The following is a 17,153-nucleotide window of genomic DNA, read 5'->3' as shown; positions in this document are numbered from 1 at the left end:
CCTTTATGTATGCTGCTCAGTAGTTCATTCGAACGTGTTATTAACCATTAATCGCTTCATTAACCAGCTTTTCCTGCTGCTCAACGTGTACAGAGATATAACCCACCGCCGGAGCTGCGGCATGTGGTCTGCCAACACCTTCGAGGAATAGTTTCGGGTTATGTTTCTGCAATACGTGGCGCATATGGTGCTGACTGCAATACCAGGCACCCTGGTTCATCGGCTCTTCCTGACACCACACCACAGACTCGAGGTTGGTATAGTCGGCAATAGCACTGGCCAGATGCGCTTCCGGGAAGGGATACAGCTGCTCGATACGAACAATCGCGACATCGTCTTTTTCAAGCTCTGCGCGACGGTTGTACAGATCGTAGTAGACCTTGCCGCTACACATTACCAGACGCTTCACTTTCTTCGGATCCAGCTTGTCCACTTCCGGAATTATCGGCTGGAAAGTACCCTCAGCCAGATCTTCAAGCGAGCAGACAGCTTGCTTGTGACGCAGCAGAGATTTAGGTGACATGACTACCAGCGGCTTGCGCAACGGGCGAGTCACCTGACGGCGCAACAGATGGAAAATCTGAGACGGCGTGGTGGGTACAGCGACCTGAATATTGTGTTCAGCACACAATTGCAGGAATCGCTCCAGGCGTGCAGACGAGTGCTCTGGACCCTGTCCTTCAAAACCGTGCGGCAACAACATTGTCAAGCCGCACAGACGGCCCCACTTGTGTTCACCACTGGTAATGAACTGGTCAATCACAACCTGGGCACCGTTGGCAAAATCACCGAACTGCGCTTCCCAGATCACCATGGTGTTAGGCATGGTGGTGGCGTAACCATATTCAAATGCCAGAACGGCTTCTTCCGACAGGAAGGAATCATAAATATCAAAATCGGGTTGATCTTCAGCCAGATGCTGCAGCGGGATGTAGGTGCTGGCATCTTTCTGGCTGTGAACGACGGCATGACGATGTGAGAAAGTACCACGCCCTACGTCCTGACCTGTGAGGCGTACTGGGTGTCCTTCAGCCAACAAGGTGGCATAGGCCAGTGTCTCAGCAAAGCCCCAGTTGATTTCCATACCACCGGCGGCCATGCGCACACGGTCATCATAAATTTTCTGAACCTGACGCTGAATCGGGAAGCCTTCCGGGAAACGGCACATTTTCTGCCCCAGTTCCTGAAGCAATTTGATATCCACACGGGTATCAGCGTCAAAGCTCCACTGGTGACCAAGATAAGGCTTCCAGTCAACAAACAGTTCAGTATTCGGTTCCAGCACCAGAGCGTTGGCGACATGCTCACCATTTTCCAGTGCTTTACGGTAATTCTGCTCCATCTCTTTGCTTTCATCAGCAGAGATGACGGCTTCATCAATCAGACGCTGAGCATAGAGTTCACGGGTGGTTTTCTGCACCTTGATCTGTTTGTACATCAAGGGCTGGGTACCTGATGGCTCATCCGCTTCGTTATGGCCACGACGGCGATAGCAAACCAGATCGATCACAACATCTTTGTTGAACTCGTTACGGTAATCCAGTGCCAACTGAGTGACAAAGCGAACGGCTTCAGGGTCATCGCCATTCACATGGAAGATCGGCGCCTGAACCATTTTTGCCACATCGGTGCAGTATTCAGAAGAGCGCGCGTCTTCTTTCTTGGATGTGGTGAAACCAACCTGGTTATTGATCACGATGTGAATCGTACCACCGGTTTTGTAGGCACGTGTCTGGGACATCTGGAAGGTTTCCATCACCACGCCCTGGCCTGCGAAAGCAGCATCACCATGGATGGAGACTGGAATAACCGAGTTGCCCACTTCGTCCTGACGACGATCCTGGCGGGCACGTACCGAACCCTCAACCACTGGGGAAACGATCTCCAGATGGGATGGGTTGAACGCCATTGCCAGATGCACTTCACCGCCAGCAGTCATGATGTTTGAAGAGAAACCCTGGTGGTATTTCACGTCACCGGAAGTTTCCAGCAGTTTTTTGCCTTCAAACTCACCAAACAGATCGGATGGGTTTTTACCGAAGATATTGACCAGTACGTTCAGACGGCCACGGTGCGCCATGCCGATCACGACTTCTTTGGCACCGTCTTTACCAGCGCGCTGAATCAGTTCGTCCAGGCAGGGAATCAGCGACTCACCACCCTCAACACCAAAACGCTTGGCACCGGCGTAACGCGAGCCCAGGTATTTTTCCAGACCTTCCGCTGCGGTCAGGCGCTCCAGTATATGTACACGGGTCTGTGCATCCAGTACCGGATCACAGCGAACAGGTTCCATGCGTGCCTGAATCCAGCGTTTCTCCTGGGTATCGACAATGTGCATGTACTCTGCACCCACTGATGAACAGTAGGTCTTTTTCAGATCTTCAACGATTGTTTTCAGCGGCGCTTCTTCACTGCCGAAGAACAGTGAACCCAACTGGAAAGTGGTGTCGTAATCAGCTTCAGAAAGCTCGTGGAAACGCAAATCAAGATCCGGAACCGGTGGACGGTCCAACAGGTTAAGCGGATCGATCTTGGCAACCTGATGTCCACGTACACGATACGCATTGATCATGCGCAGTACACGCACCTGTTTTTTCTCATGCTCTGAACTGACACTGCCTTCAACCACTGGACCGGCACGGCGCTGGGTTTTGGCCAACAGCTGAAAATGGTCACGGATTGGAGCGTGCGGGATATCCTGGGTCAGGTTATCGCCCGTCTTTGGCAGACGATCAAATTCTTCGCGCCACTCCTGGGGAACGGCATTGGGATCTAGCAGGTAGGTTTCGTATAGTTGTTCAACATATGAAAGATTGCCACCGTACAGGTGTGCGTTCTTCCACATCAGCTCCATCATGCTGTCTTGCATTATTATTTCACCCTGAGTCTGAGGTAAGCTGTCCGGCAAGGCTGCACCACTCCTCACCACACTTGGCTGGCTTCCTCTTAGCTGATTACCGTTTTGGATGCTGCCTGAGCAATACACAGGAGGCATTCGTAGTATTTTACGACTTTTCTGCTGTGCTTAACACAGTTGATCCACCGGAAATTCTACAGAAAATAATCCCGGGCGGTAACATAGACCTTATGGGTACGTAGCTACCCTTAAAAGCACTCTCGGGCATATCCTTATAACCGGGAACTTAACAGGGTCATTACTGGGTCAAAAAACAAAAACGGCGCCTGGGCGCCGTTTTTTTAAACCACCTCAGGATCAGGTCGCACGCTGCAGCAGCAGGTTACGAATCTTGCCAATCGCTTTGGTTGGGTTCAGCCCCTTGGGGCATACATTCACACAGTTCATGATGCCGTGGCAGCGGAAAACACTGAAAGGATCATCCAGCTCTGCGAGACGCTGTTCACGCGCAGTGTCACGCGTATCCGCCAGGAAGCGGTAAGCCTGCAGCAGACCTGATGGCCCGATGAACTTGTCAGGGTTCCACCAGAACGACGGACAGGCTGTTGAGCAGCATGCACACAGGATACACTCATACAGACCATCCAGTTCGGCACGGTCCTCAGGGCTCTGCAAACGCTCAATCGCAGGCGCTGGCGTATCGTTGATCAGGAACGGCTTGACCTTCTCGTACTGACGGTAGAACTGGCTCATATCAACAACCAGGTCACGAATCACAGGCAGACCGGGCAGCGGACGCAGGACCAGTTTGTCCTTTTCCACTACCTGAGACAGCGCTGTGATACAAGCCAGGCCGTTTTTGCCATTCATGTTCATACCATCTGAACCGCACACACCTTCACGGCATGAACGACGGAATGTCATGGTCGGATCTTTTTCTTTCAGCAACTGGAGCAGGTCCAGTACCATGATGTCCTTGCCACCCGGGATGTCGATATGAACATCCTGCATGTAAGGTGCATCATCGGTTTCAGGGTTATATCTGTATACACTTACCAGCATATCATCAGCCTCTTAGTAAGTTCTGACCTTGGGCGGGAACGCATCCACTGTTTTGGGCGCAAAGTTAACCGCACGCTTACCTATACGCTTGTCCACCGGGAAATAGATCGAATGGCACAGCCAGTTTTCGTCATCACGTTCGGTGAAGTCATTACGCGCATGTGCACCGCGAGACTCTTTACGCTCAACAGCAGCCACTGCAGTTGCTTCAGCAACTTCCAGCAGGTTCTCCAGTTCCAACGCCTCAATACGCGAGGTATTGAATGCCTGACTCTTGTCTTCCAGATGCAGGTTTTCAACCTTGCGACGGATCTGGCCAAGAATATCCAGACCTTTCTGCATGCTTTCGCCGTCACGGAATACCCCGAAGTACAACTGCATGGTGCTCTGCAGCTCCTTGCGGACATCTGCAACACGCTCACCACCGGTAGAGTTGTTCAGGCGATTCAGACGCGCCATGGCTGCTTCGATATCAGCATCCGTCGCATCTTTGACTTCATAGCCTTCGCGCATCTGCTGCTCGATCTGCATACCAGCCGCACGGCCAAACACCACCAGGTCAAGCAATGAGTTACCACCCAGACGGTTAGCACCGTGTACAGATACACACGCCACTTCGCCACAGGCAAACAGACCGTCGATGATGTGATCATTACCCTCAGCATCAGGCGCAATTACCTGACCACCGATATTGGTCGCCAGACCACCCATCATATAGTGACAGGTTGGCACAACCGGCACAGGCTCTTTAACCGGATCTGTTGCTGCGAAGGTTTTCGACAGTTCACAGATACCTGGCAGACGAGAATGCAACACTTCTTCACCCAGGTGATCCAGTTTCAGCAGCACGTGATCGCCATCCGGACCACAGCCACGACCTTCCAGAATTTCCAGGATCATGGAACGCGCAACCACGTCACGACCCGCCAGGTCTTTGGCGTTCGGCGCATAACGCTCCATGAAGCGCTCACCATCTTTGTTGATCAGGTAACCACCCTCACCACGACAGCCTTCTGTGACCAGAACACCGGCACCGGCAATACCGGTTGGATGGAACTGCCACATTTCCATATCCTGAGCCGGGATACCTACGCGCAATGCCATACCAACACCGTCACCAGTGTTGATCAGTGCATTAGTCGTAGAGGCATAGATACGGCCAGCACCACCTGTTGCCAGAACAGTTGCCTTACACTTGATGTAAACGGTTTCACCGGTTTCGATACAGATCGCAATACAGCCGACAACAGCACCATCAGCGTTTTTAACCAGATCAACGGCATACCATTCGTTCAGGAAAGTCGTACCGGCTTTCATGTTCGCCTGATACAGCGTATGCAACAGCGCATGACCGGTACGGTCAGCAGCTGCACAGGTACGCGCAGCCTGAGTGGGGTTATCAGGCCCCTTGGACTGGCCACCGAAAGGACGCTGATAGATACGGCCAATTTCAGTACGGGAGAAAGGCATCCCCATATGATCCAGCTCAAACACCGCCTGAGGACCGACTGAGCACATATACTCGATCGCATCCTGGTCACCGATATAATCGGAACCCTTGACGGTGTCATACATATGCCAGCGCCAGTCATCATTCGGATCCGCACTGGCAATCGCACAGGTAATACCACCCTGAGCGGATACCGTGTGTGAACGGGTCGGGAATACTTTGGTGACACAAGCAGTTTTCAGGCCAGACTGGGCCAACTGCAGTGCAGCACGCATGCCCGCACCACCACCACCGACAACAATGGCATCAAAAGTTAAAGTTCGCAGCTTAGTCATCTTTTAGACACCCCACAGAATCTGAATGCCCCACACGACGTAAACAAACGCCAGCAGGCCACAAACGGACTGAAACACGAAACGGATACCGGTCTGTTTGATGTAGTCAGTGGAAACCGACCAGAGACCGATCCATGCGTGTGCTACCAGCGACAGAATCGCCAGCAGGGTGAAGATGCGCATTGCTGTGTTCTGGAAAAGGCCTGTCCACTGGGCATAGCTCAGATCCGAACTGAACAGCAGGTAGCCGATCATGAAAAGCGTGTATGCCATGAGTACGACAGCGGTTACACGCTGCATCATCCAGTCATACAGGCCGCTACGGCCAAAACTTGTAATACTTGTTACCATATCCATACTCCTGCCAGAAGGACCAGCACAACACCGGCAATCAGGGTGACTTTAGCAGCCAGACGACCTGATTCCAGCTCTTCACAGTAGCCAAAATCCATAATCAGATGTTTGACACCTGCAACGAGGTGGTACAACAGTGCAGATACAAATCCCCATGTGATGAGTTTTGCCAGGAAACTATCCCGGAGAAGATCAGCCGCGGCATTGAAGCCTGACTGGGATTCCAGTGACAACCCCAACAGATACATGGCAAAGATGGCACCGAAAAACAGTGCTACACCCGTGACACGATGCAGTATCGAGGTGACCGCCGGAAGTGGCAGTTTGATGGTTTGCAGATCTAGGTTTACAGGTCGTTTTTTGTTCACGGCTCTAGTTCACACTTTTGAGTCCCTTTGCAGGACGGGTTACTGGAAGTGCTTAGAAGCAGTAGTTCGATTTGCCGAACCGGCATTGCACATGTGTGCCATTGCACAAGTGTACAATGTCAACTCAGGGCACGGAGTATAGACATTTACGACTTTGAATACAACGCGACTTGACGCCTGTACAACAATGGTCTAACACCCCTGGAAGCCCTTAGAGCACGGCTATCCCGGCCTCTTATGCAAACGGCACAGAATTGGATCACCCGGATCACACACATACACAGGTTGCTGCAATGCGGTATTCATCTTTAGGTTGAATTGACAAACCTTCATCAACCTCTATAGTTGTCGAGTTCTCATTCAGGTAGTACCTGACAATGTAATCAAGTGGCTAAGTGATAAGTCATTGTAATTATAACCGAATGATAGGAGCCAATTTATGGCTGACAAGAAAGCGCGTTTGACGGTCGATGGTCTGGACGAAACCATAGAATTGCCTGTGTATTCTGGCACCGAGGGTCCAGATGTTATCGATGTGCGTCCGCTGACTGGCAAAGGTCTTTTTACCTATGACCCCGGCTTTGTATCCACGGCTGCCTGTGAATCTCAGATCACCTACATTGATGGCGACAAGGGTATTCTGCTGCACCGCGGTTACCCGATAGACCAACTGGCAGAAAAATCCGATTACCTGGAAGTCTGCTATCTGTTGCTGAATGGCGAATTGCCTGATGCCGAGCAGAAGAAAGCCTTTGTCAACACCATCAGCAATCACACCATGGTGCATGAGCAACTGATTTCTTTCTATAAAGGCTTCCGTCGTGACGCTCACCCCATGGCGATCATGTGTGGCGTGGTTGGTGCACTGTCTGCCTTCTACCATGACTCTCTGGATATTAACAACGCCCATCACCGGGAAGTCTGTGCATATCGTCTGATTGCCAAAATGCCAACACTGGCCGCCATGTGCTACAAGTACTCCATTGGCCAGCCGTTCATGTTCCCACGCAATGATCGCGGTTACGCTGAAAACTTCTTGCGCATGATGTTCTCAACACCCTGCTCGGACTATGAAGTCAGCCCGGTTCTGGTGCGCGCAATGGATCGCATCTTCACGCTGCATGCTGACCATGAGCAGAATGCATCCACCTCGACAGTACGCCTGGCAGGCTCCTCCGGGGCCAACCCGTTTGCCTGTATTGCTGCAGGTATTGCAGCGCTCTGGGGACCGGCACACGGCGGTGCGAATGAGGCTGTACTGACGATGCTGGAAGAGATCGGTGATGAATCCAACATCCCTGAGTTTATCCAGCGCGCCAAAGATCCAAACGACCCGTTCCGCCTGATGGGCTTCGGTCACCGCGTTTACCGTAACTTCGATCCGCGCTCACGCGTGATGAAGAAAACCTGCGACGAGGTCCTGGCTGAACTGGGTATCAGCGATCCATTGCTGAAAATCGCTTCTCGCCTGGAAGAAATAGCACTTGAAGATCCCTACTTCGTAGAACGTAAACTCTACCCGAATGTGGACTTCTATTCAGGCATCATCCTCAAGGCGATGGGCATCCCGACCAGCATGTTTACAGTGATCTTTGCCATGTCCCGCACGATTGGCTGGATCTCTCACTGGAACGAGTTCCACTCCAGTCCAAACCGCATCGGTCGTCCACGCCAGCTCTATACTGGCGCGAAAAAACGCGACTATCCGGGCTGATCGGTCATCGGACACAGCAAAAAACGCCCGCTCTGCGGGCGTTTTTTTTGTCAGAGATGGCGAATCTCAAAACAGCAGTGTATTTTGCTGTTGCGCTTAAAGTCCGGATCCAGAGTCTGCGGCGTGACATCCTTGATCTGATAGGCACTCAAGGCGTCATAATCCAGCTTGAAACGCCGATAGTTATTGGAAAAAATCAACAGTCCATCGGGTCGCAACAACCTCATGGCACCTTCAATCAAGGCCACATGGTCACGCTGCACATCCAGCACCCCTTCCATCCGCTTTGAGTTGGAAAACGTCGGCGGATCCATAAAAATCAGATCATAAGCCGGCAGCGTCTGACGCTTTAACCACTTGAAGCAATCTTCCCGTACCAATTGATGACGGGACATGTCCTGCTGATTCAGTTTGAGATTCTGTCGAGCCCAGTCCAGATAGGTCGCTGACATATCCACGCTGGTGGTAGATCGCGCACCACCCACGGCCGCGTGCACAGTCGCTGTGGCGGTGTAGCAGAACAGGTTAAGGAAATCCTGGCCCGCCGCCAGACTCTGTATCTGGCGACGTACAGGGCGATGGTCAAGAAACAGCCCCGTATCCAGATAGTCCTGCAGATTCACCTGCAAACGACAGCCGTGCTCAGAAACCACCTGAAAATGCCCGGTATCATTATGCCGCTGATACTGTTCAGTTCCCTGCTGCCGCTTACGCTGCTTCAGGACCATCTGCTCAGGCCGTTTCTCCAACACCACTGCCGTTGCCGCCATCGCCTCTGAAAGCCGGTTAAAGGCCTTGACCGGATCGATACTGCCGGGAGCCTGGTACTCCTGCACCAGCACCTGATCGCCATAGACATCCACGGCTACTGCATACTCGGGAATATCAGCATCATAGAGTCGATAGCATTCAATCGACTCCTGTCGCACCCAGCGCCGCAGGTTTTTCAGATTTTTTTGCAGACGATTTGCAAACATCTGGGCGGTTTCACTTAATACCGGCTGCCCCGGCTCAGCAGACACTGCACGCTCAGCATAGACCTCAAACAGGAACAGACGGCTCTCCAGCGCACCATTAAACAGCTGGTAATCCTTGTGCGCTTTCAATCCCATCACCCGACAGAGCGATGCATCAGCTGTCAGCACTGCCGCGCGCCAGCCAAAAAACTGCTGTCGCAACAGCTGCCCCAGTTGCTGATAAAGAAACATCAACTGACCCGTTTCACCCAAACGCTCACCATAAGGGGGATTGGTGACCAGCAAGCCGTGCTCCGCATCCTCGGGTCGCGTGACCTGAGACATTTCACCCTGCTGTAACTGAATAAACTGCTCCAGTTTGGCACGACGCACATTATCTCGTGCGGCTGCCAGCACCTGCGGGTCCTGATCTGAGCCATACAGACGCAAGGAGACTGAAGCTCGCCCCTGCTCTGCACGCGCCTGTGCTTCATCCAGCAAAAGCTGCCAGGCCTGCCGATCAAAATCAGGCCAGCGCATAAAACCAAAACGCTGACGATAAAGGCCCGGCGCAATATCCAGACTGATCAATGCAGCCTCGGTTAATAAGGTTGCAGACCCGCACATGGGGTCAACCAGTACCTGCACATCACCCTTGGCCCAACCCGCCCGCAACAACACGGCTGCCGCCAGATTTTCTTTCATTGGTGCTTCACCGGTTTTGGCACGATAACCGCGGCGATGCAAGCTGTCTCCTGACAGATCCAGAGAGACAGCCACCTGTCCTCGTGCCAGGTGCACATTCACACGCAACTCAGGCTGCTGCTTGTCAATTTCAGGCCGCTGCCCGGTAGCCGCCCGTATCTGATCAACAATAGCATCCTTAACTTTCAGCGCCCCAAAGTGAGTATTACGTATATCATCCGTACGGCCATTAAAGTCGACACTGAGCGTCCCGGATGGACGCAGATGTGCCAACCAGTCAATCGACTGCACCGCATCATAGAGTGAATCTGCCGTGCTGACCGGCGCCTCCAGCAGGCGCAACAACACCCGACTTCCCAAGCGTGACCACAGACAAATACGATACCCAAGCTGTGTATCACCCTGACAACTGACACCGGCCACGGTCATACGTACCGCCTCGCCTCCCAGTTGTGTCAATTCATCTGCCAGCAGCTGTTCCATACCTTTAGGACAGGTCACAAAATACTGCTTGATATCGGCATTCCGGTTTTCTGTTGTCATCACGACCTCGGGGTTTCGCAGGGATGAAAATAATTCACGACTAAATCGCCGCACACTCAGGTGCTGTTAAACAATTGATTCAATGAACAATTGTGCAGCCGCGCTAAGCACAACTCTATGAAGATTCTGTTACATTATAGTTAATATCAATAGCCAACACCGCTCATTTCAGATACTAATAGGGGTGTGAGCTGATTGCCTTATAGCTCACACGCGACAGGTGCCGGTGATGTTCTGGCAGACCGGTACCGCGATGAAAATTAGAAATCGAGAGGCGCATTATGAAAAAACAGAAACGAGACCGTAGCTCAACACTGCATAATCGAGGATTCGTTGCCGGCTTGAACGGACGATCACGTGAAGAGTGCCCAGTACAGGCCGTAGATTTACGATCCCACTGGATGAACGGTTGGCGAGAAGGACGCGAAGCACACTGGAATGGTATGTCCGGCGTTTCTGCAATACAAGTTAACCCCACCTTGGCATAATTTCTGATGTTTGACTAACGCTACAGGAGCCAGGGTTGCGGCAGTATCATTTACCTGCCGCAATCCTTCAGCGTTGCAACAATGGCTCGATCGCCTTCACCGATTCATTGATCAACCGTGGTCCACGGTAAATAAGTCCTGAATAGATCTGCACCAGACTGGCGCCCGCTTCGATTTTTTCAGCGGCATCAAACGGCTCTGTAATGCCGCCCACACCAATAATAGGCAACGCACCATTAAGATAGCGATTCAATGCAGCTATCGCAGCCGTAGAGCGGTTACGCACCGGTGCGCCACTCAAGCCACCCGCTTCCTGAGCCAATGGCGAGTCTTCAACACCTTCACGACTCAAGGTGGTATTGGTTGCAATCACAGCATCAATTTCATAGCTTTTCAGCGCACTGGCGACCAGTTCAAATTCATGCTCTTCCATATCCGGCGCAATTTTCAGCGCAATCGGAACATATTTGCTATGCAAACGCGCCAGACGTGCCTGCTCGTTTTTCAACGCATCCAGCAAGCCGTTCAGTGAATCCCCAAACTGCAGGCTACGCAAACCTGGTGTATTGGGCGATGAAATATTGACCGTCACATAGCTGGCACGATCATACACACGACGCAGACAATAGAGGTAGTCATCATTCGCCTGTTTATTCGGCGTATCCTTGTTTTTGCCAATATTAATACCAAGAATGCCGTTGTACCGTGCCTTGTCGAGATTTTTTAACAGCTGATCCACACCGGCATTATTGAACCCCATGCGGTTAATAATGGCGTTATGCTCAGGTAAACGAAAGATACGAGGACGCGGGTTACCTTCCTGTGGACGGGGCGTTACCGTTCCCACTTCAATGAATCCGAATCCCATGGCAGCCAGACCATCAACTGCTGTTCCATTTTTATCCAGACCCGCTGCAAGCCCCACCGGGTTCGGAAAGCGTAATCCCATGACTTCTACAGGCAATGAACGCGTGCGAGCACCTACCAGGTGCTGCAAGCCGGTTTCCGACAACACATTCATGCTGGTCAGAGACAGGTTATGCGCAGTTTCAGCATCCAGTCTAAACATTAAGGATCGGGCAATGGTATATAGCATGGCAGTCTCGAAGCGAGTTTTAAAAACGGCTCCTATTATAGCCTTGTGCAAAGCAAAAATGACAGTATCAACTCAGCCTGTCGACCTGCAATAAACGACCTTGATCATCATAGTAGACGGCAAAACTGCCATACAAGCCGGAAAGGGAGACGAACTGACGCATCACAGAGGCAGGAAGACGCACCATACGCCCATCACGGGCACGGGCAGAAATTTGCAGTGCCCGCCCTTGATAATACTTCATATATTCATCCCGGCTGATCGCCAGGTCAAGGATTACATATTTCATCAGTGATGTACTGTCAGCCGCTCAGGACTGACAGCACACCCATAACAGGCCTGTCAATCCGATGTAAAAATACAAGTCCGGGCGAGATCATACAACTCTCGCACAGCGACTGTATACATCGCATAGTCCTGCGTTTTAGCCACTTTCAGATCACTGAGCACCTTGTCCCAACGCTCCAGCAGAGGCTGATTCAGTTCAATCCACTGCTCCAGCAAAGTTGCCGTATCTGTTTTGGCAGATGCATCCAGCTTCAGCAAAGAGGCCATCAATGCGCGTTGCTGCCAGTCAAGATCATCACGGAAGGCGTCACGCGCCAATGCCTGCCAGTAGTTTTCGACACTCAGATCATTCAGCTGCATGGCAAACCAGTGCAACTGCAAGCGCTCACCCAGACCAAAGAAGGCCTGTGCAGCTCGCTGCATATCCACTTGCTGTTCACGCGCCACCTCGATCACACCCAGTGCAGAGAAGAGCACACCCGAACCGGCAACAACCTTGGCCAGATCAGCAGGTACGCCGGCATCGGTGTAGCGTTGATACGCGGCTTCCCATTGTGCCTTGGGGTCACCACAGAGCAACTCGCCCAAATGCTCAGCAACTTGTTGCAAAGGTTTGGCGAATACCGCGTGCTCCTGTTCGCAATCCAACCCACCTCGGCGATTACGCAGGAACCAGCGGGTAGCATGACGCGCCAGATACTGCAGACGCTCCATCATCTCCAGCTGAATAGTGGCATCAACCTGGTAGTCCAGCAGTTCAATCTGCTTCCACAAGGATTTCAGGCGGAAGGTATCCCTGACCAGCACATAGGCACGGGTAATCATCTCAACCGATGCACCGGTTGATACCGCCAGTCGATCCGCGAAATTGATACCCATCAGGTTAACAATTTCGTTAGCAACCTGGGTTGAGACGATTTCCCGACACAGGCGATGTCCTTTCAGGCCATCCGCAAACTGCTCACGCATCTGACGCGGGAAGGCAGTCACCAGTTCACGAGCAACATACGCGTCATCCGGCAGCTCGGTTTGCAGCAAACGCTCCTTCAGATCAGCCTTGCTGTAGGACACCAGTACCGACAGCTCAGGGCGGCTCAGCCCCTTACCCGCCAGGCGCTGTTCATCCAGCACCTCGTCTGCTGGCAAATACTCCAGCTTGCGATTGAGCTTACCCTGACTTTCCAGCTTGCTGATGAAGCGCTGATACTCGGACATGGAAACCAGTGAGCGCCGCTCTGCCAGGGTAATGGCCTGCACCTGCCGGTAATTGTTTTTCAGCACCAGTGAGGACACTTCATCCGTCATTTCAACCAACAGCTTGTTGCGCTGCTTCAGGGTCATATCCCCTGCTGCCACCATGCCATTGAGCAGAATTTTGATGTTGACCTCATGGTCCGAGCAATCCACACCACCGGCATTGTCGATGAAGTCAGTGTTCAGTCGGCCACCATTACGTGCATATTCCATGCGGCCCATCTGAGTCATCCCCAGGTTACCACCCTCACCGATGACGCGGCACTGCAGATCACAGCCATCCACGCGCAACCCGTCATTAGCCTTGTCACCCACATCCGCATGACTTTCGTGACTGGCCTTGACGTAGGTGCCGATACCACCGTTCCACAACAGATCAAACTGCGACTTGAGAATCGCTGAAATCAGGTCATTCGGTGTCATCTGTGCCTGAGATACACCCAGCCATTTTTTCATCTCCGGCGTCAGTCGAATTGACTTGGCAGAGCGTTCAAATATACCACCACCTTTTGAGATCAGTGACTTGTCATAATCATTCCAGCCGGAACGTGGCAGATCAAACAGACGTTGACGCTCGGCAAAGCTGCTGGCCGGGTCAGGATCCGGATCAAAAAAGATATGCAGATGGTTAAAAGCCGCAATCAACTTGATCTGGTCAGATAACAGCATCCCGTTACCGAACACATCTCCCGACATGTCACCAATACCCACCACAGTAAAGGGTTCAGTGCGGGTATTGTGACCCAGTTCACGGAAGTGACGCTCCACTGATACCCAGGCACCCTTGGCTGTAATGCCCATTTTCTTGTGGTCATACCCCTGGCTTCCACCGGAAGCAAAGGCATCACCCAGCCAGAAGTTATATTCTTCAGCAATACTGTTGGCGATATCCGAGAAGGTTGCCGTTCCTTTATCGGCAGCAACGACCAGATAGGTGTCATCTTCATCATGTCGCACCACCTGAGATGGCGGCACCACCTCACCCTCTACCAGATTATCTGTAATATCCAGCAATGCACTGATAAACATGCGGTAGCAGGTAATACCCTCTTCAAGCCACTCATCACGACTCATACCCGGATGCAGCTGCTTGGCGACAAAACCACCCTTGGCACCCACGGGTACGATCACAGCATTCTTGACCTGCTGCGCCTTCACCAGACCCAAGACTTCTGTACGGAAGTCTTCGTTACGATCCGACCAGCGCAAACCTCCGCGAGCCACCTTGCCTCCGCGCAGGTGAACACCTTCAACCCGTGGAGAGAATACGAAAATCTCAAACATCGGGCGTGGCTGAGGAATTACAGGAATTTCAGCCGGCGACAGTTTGAAAGAGATATAGGATTTATGTACCCCCTCTTTCTTCTGGAAGAAATTGGTACGTAACGTCGCCTTGATCAGAATCAGGTACTGACGTATGACCTGATCTTCATTGAGACTGGCGACACTTTCCAGCGCCTCCAGAATTCGCTCCTCTACAGCATCAGCGTTTTGCTTATCAGCTGTTTCAGGTTCAAAGCGTGCGTAGAACAGGTTAATCAGTTCTGCTGCAATGCCAACGTGATTATTCAACGCCGCACTTACTGCCTCAGTACTGATCGGGAAGCGTATCTGCTTCATATATGCCGCGTATGCGCGCAGAATTTTTACCTGACGCCACCCCAGACCGGCACCCAGCACCAGTTTATTGAAATCATCACTGCTGCAAGCCCCCTTCCAGATATTCAGGAAGGCATCTTCAAAGGTATCCTGCAGTGCTTCAATAGACGCATGCTGCTTACCGCCATAGCGCAAATTAAAGTCATGTATCCAGATACACTGATCGCGCGTCTGGATTTCATAGGGGTGCTCATCAATGACGCGCAGCCCAAGATTTTCCAGAATAGGCAAGACATCTGACAACGGCAATGAGTTGCCGTAGTGGAAGAGTTTGAAGTTGATTTCATCTTCTTCACGGTCCAGCGCACGATAGAAGCTCAGCGCGATCGGATTGCTATCAGTCATGCTGCGCATGTGCTGAATATCAATCACGGCTGTACGCGCCGAGAAATGCGCCCGATAACTGGCCGGGAAGCCACCATTGAAGTGGTTGTAGCTGTGAATGCCCTGCTCTTCACCCATGGCATCGGTCAAGGCATCATAGAGATCTTCATCCCAACTGCGCGCGGCCTCACGAATCTGGTGTTCAATATCGGCTACATCATATTGATCGATAACCGTTTCACCATCAGCACGGCGCAAATTGAATTGGGTGCGCGCCAGAATCGATTCAGAAAAATAGGTGGTGAATTCAGCCAGTTCACAGTTCAGCATGCGTTTCAGGATAGTCTCGGAGCGCACACGGAATTCAGTACTGTAAATCTCGCGTGGTACATACACCAAAGCTGAGAAATAATGTCCCTGCTTATCACGTCGCAGGAAAACCCGAATCTGGCGACGCTCACGAATTTCCAGAATACCGAGCGTCATTGCTGACAACTCATCCACCTGCATCTGGAACAGATCATCACGCGGGAAGGTTTCCAGTATCTGGTTCAGTTCTTTCCAGTCATGCCCTTGCGGATAGAGACCGGAGTTCTGCATGACGGTCGAGATTTTATTACGGATCACCGGGATACTGCGAGGCGAATGCAGATACACTGATGAGGTATAGAGCCCAAGAAAACGTACTTCACCAACCACTTTACCCTGCTCATCAAAGCGTTTGAAGCTGATGTAGTCAGGATAGGCCGGACGATGAATACGGGACTTGGCAGCAGCTTTGGAAAAACTGATCAGATCGGGCAACAGCGTGTGCTGATCTGCATTGAGGTTATCAGCATCCAGCAGTTTTTCACGACATGCCTGGTTACAGTCACGCAGCAACCCCAGCCCGGAGCCTTCTACAGGTTCCAGAGTCTGTTTCTTGCCTGACTTTTTCAGTTCAAATACTTCATAGCCCAGAAAGGTAAAATTGGTGTGCATCCAGTCCAGAAACTCACTGGCTTCACTCAGGTCCTGTTTTTTCAGTGCAGAACCCTGCTTTTTCAAGTGTTCCGTCTGTTCTTTAACGGCCGCCAGCATCAGATCAAAATCATCCACCGCCGCACGAACTTCATCCAGAACAGCAAGCAGCTCAACACGAATCTGCTCCAGACGCTGCGGATCAGTATGACGATCCACCTCGATAGCGACCACAGATTCGCCACGACTGTCACTTTTATTCAGACCGGTTAATAAGCCCTTGTTGTTTCGCTGAGTACTCAGGACTACATTATTGATGGCATGTATCGATACATCCTGCCGATTCAACTCCATTCTCAGCGAGTCAATGATAAAGGGACGGTCTTCAGAAACAACGGCAATGACAGTGTGAGTCGATTGCCAACCATGGCGTTCAAAATCAGGGTTAAACACTTTCACCCGAGGCGTACTGACAGACGCATCCTGAACGAACTCCCACATGTGCAGGGTTGCACCCAACAAATCATCCGGGCGCCATTTTTGCAGGTCCATTTCAGGGGTATTTCGGTAGTAGCTATCGACAAACTGATTCAACAACTCAGATTTATTGTCGGGCAGGCGTTTGCGAATTTCAGTTTTAAGACGTTCCAGCAGCGTTTCCTTTGATTCCGCAACGTTTAAGGGCATATCTCTCTCTCTTTTTGTGATTATTTCGCCTCAGATAACACAAGGGATAA

11 protein-coding genes are annotated in these 17,153 nt (G+C 51.7%); 2 read left to right on the top strand and 9 right to left on the bottom strand.

Going from position 1 to position 17,153, the window contains the following annotated elements:
- Window positions 1–40: 40 nt before the first annotated feature.
- From ADINL_RS11600 to sdhC, 5 genes are all read right to left on the bottom strand, one after another.
- Complete coding sequence (locus tag ADINL_RS11600; protein WP_036547985.1) at window positions 41–2,872, bottom strand: 2-oxoglutarate dehydrogenase E1 component; 2,832 nt, start codon at window positions 2,870–2,872, stop codon at window positions 41–43.
- A gap of 345 nt (window positions 2,873–3,217) precedes the next feature.
- Complete coding sequence (locus ADINL_RS11595; RefSeq protein WP_036547982.1) at window positions 3,218–3,922, bottom strand: succinate dehydrogenase iron-sulfur subunit; 705 nt, start codon at window positions 3,920–3,922, stop codon at window positions 3,218–3,220.
- A 12-nt stretch (window positions 3,923–3,934) separates the two neighbouring features.
- Complete coding sequence (gene sdhA / locus ADINL_RS11590) at window positions 3,935–5,707, bottom strand: succinate dehydrogenase flavoprotein subunit (RefSeq protein ID WP_036547979.1); 1,773 nt, start codon at window positions 5,705–5,707, stop codon at window positions 3,935–3,937.
- Between the two features lie 3 nt (window positions 5,708–5,710).
- Window positions 5,711–6,058 (bottom strand): succinate dehydrogenase, hydrophobic membrane anchor protein, encoded by a 348-nt coding sequence (sdhD, locus tag ADINL_RS11585; protein WP_036547977.1) that lies wholly within the window; start codon window positions 6,056–6,058, stop codon window positions 5,711–5,713.
- Window positions 6,052–6,429: a succinate dehydrogenase, cytochrome b556 subunit gene (sdhC, locus tag ADINL_RS11580; protein ID WP_036547973.1), complete on the bottom strand. Its 378-nt coding sequence runs from the start codon at window positions 6,427–6,429 to the stop codon at window positions 6,052–6,054. Before sdhC ends, sdhD begins: the two co-directional genes overlap by 7 nt.
- A 439-nt stretch (window positions 6,430–6,868) precedes the next feature.
- Here sdhC and gltA point away from each other — a divergent pair, with 439 nt between their 5' ends.
- Entirely contained in the window at window positions 6,869–8,143 is a 1,275-nt protein-coding gene (gltA, locus tag ADINL_RS11575) for a citrate synthase (RefSeq protein ID WP_036547971.1), read from the top strand.
- 50 nt (window positions 8,144–8,193) lie between these two features.
- On the opposite strand, the gene rlmKL is transcribed toward gltA, so the two are convergent.
- The gene (gene rlmKL, locus ADINL_RS11570) at window positions 8,194–10,347 is read right to left on the bottom strand and encodes a bifunctional 23S rRNA (guanine(2069)-N(7))-methyltransferase RlmK/23S rRNA (guanine(2445)-N(2))-methyltransferase RlmL (protein WP_036547967.1); all 2,154 of its coding nucleotides are present in this window, start codon (window positions 10,345–10,347) and stop codon (window positions 8,194–8,196) included.
- A gap of 281 nt (window positions 10,348–10,628) precedes the next feature.
- On the opposite strand from rlmKL, the gene rmf reads away from it, so the two are divergent.
- A complete protein-coding gene (gene rmf / locus ADINL_RS16270; protein WP_084154488.1) occupies window positions 10,629–10,835 on the top strand; it encodes a ribosome modulation factor in 207 nt (68 codons plus the stop codon).
- Window positions 10,836–10,902: 67 nt separating this feature from the next.
- Here the strand turns inward: rmf and ADINL_RS11565 are convergent, their stop codons facing one another.
- The 3 genes from ADINL_RS11565 to ADINL_RS11555 form a co-directional block, all read right to left on the bottom strand.
- Window positions 10,903–11,931: a quinone-dependent dihydroorotate dehydrogenase gene (locus tag ADINL_RS11565; protein ID WP_036547964.1), complete on the bottom strand. Its 1,029-nt coding sequence runs from the start codon at window positions 11,929–11,931 to the stop codon at window positions 10,903–10,905.
- 67 nt (window positions 11,932–11,998) lie between these two features.
- Entirely contained in the window at window positions 11,999–12,220 is a 222-nt protein-coding gene (locus ADINL_RS11560; protein WP_036547961.1) for a DUF2835 family protein, read from the bottom strand.
- 53 nt (window positions 12,221–12,273) lie between these two features.
- Entirely contained in the window at window positions 12,274–17,103 is a 4,830-nt protein-coding gene (locus ADINL_RS11555) for an NAD-glutamate dehydrogenase (RefSeq protein WP_036547959.1), read from the bottom strand.
- Window positions 17,104–17,153 lie beyond the last annotated feature (50 nt).

Origin of the sequence: Nitrincola lacisaponensis, from assembly GCF_000691225.1 — a bacterium.
Lineage (GTDB): Bacteria > Pseudomonadota > Gammaproteobacteria > Pseudomonadales > Balneatricaceae > Nitrincola > Nitrincola lacisaponensis.
Note: the sequence above shows the minus strand (reverse complement) of the source record. Positions and strands in the feature narration are given on the sequence as shown.

Excerpts from the sequence above, each read along its gene's own strand:
- ADINL_RS11595 (WP_036547982.1), bottom strand. The coding sequence starts at position 3,922 with ATGCTGGTAAGTGTATACAGATATAACCCTGAAACCGATGATGCACCT.
- ADINL_RS11555 (WP_036547959.1), bottom strand. The coding sequence starts at position 17,103 with ATGCCCTTAAACGTTGCGGAATCAAAGGAAACGCTGCTGGAACGTCTT.
- gltA (WP_036547971.1), top strand. The coding sequence starts at position 6,869 with ATGGCTGACAAGAAAGCGCGTTTGACGGTCGATGGTCTGGACGAAACC.
- rmf (WP_084154488.1), top strand. The coding sequence starts at position 10,629 with ATGAAAAAACAGAAACGAGACCGTAGCTCAACACTGCATAATCGAGGA.
- sdhD (WP_036547977.1), bottom strand. The coding sequence starts at position 6,058 with ATGGTAACAAGTATTACAAGTTTTGGCCGTAGCGGCCTGTATGACTGG.
- rlmKL (WP_036547967.1), bottom strand. The coding sequence starts at position 10,347 with ATGACAACAGAAAACCGGAATGCCGATATCAAGCAGTATTTTGTGACC.
- ADINL_RS11565 (WP_036547964.1), bottom strand. The coding sequence starts at position 11,931 with ATGCTATATACCATTGCCCGATCCTTAATGTTTAGACTGGATGCTGAA.
- ADINL_RS11560 (WP_036547961.1), bottom strand. The coding sequence starts at position 12,220 with ATGAAATATGTAATCCTTGACCTGGCGATCAGCCGGGATGAATATATG.
- sdhA (WP_036547979.1), bottom strand. The coding sequence starts at position 5,707 with ATGACTAAGCTGCGAACTTTAACTTTTGATGCCATTGTTGTCGGTGGT.
- ADINL_RS11600 (WP_036547985.1), bottom strand. The coding sequence starts at position 2,872 with ATGCAAGACAGCATGATGGAGCTGATGTGGAAGAACGCACACCTGTAC.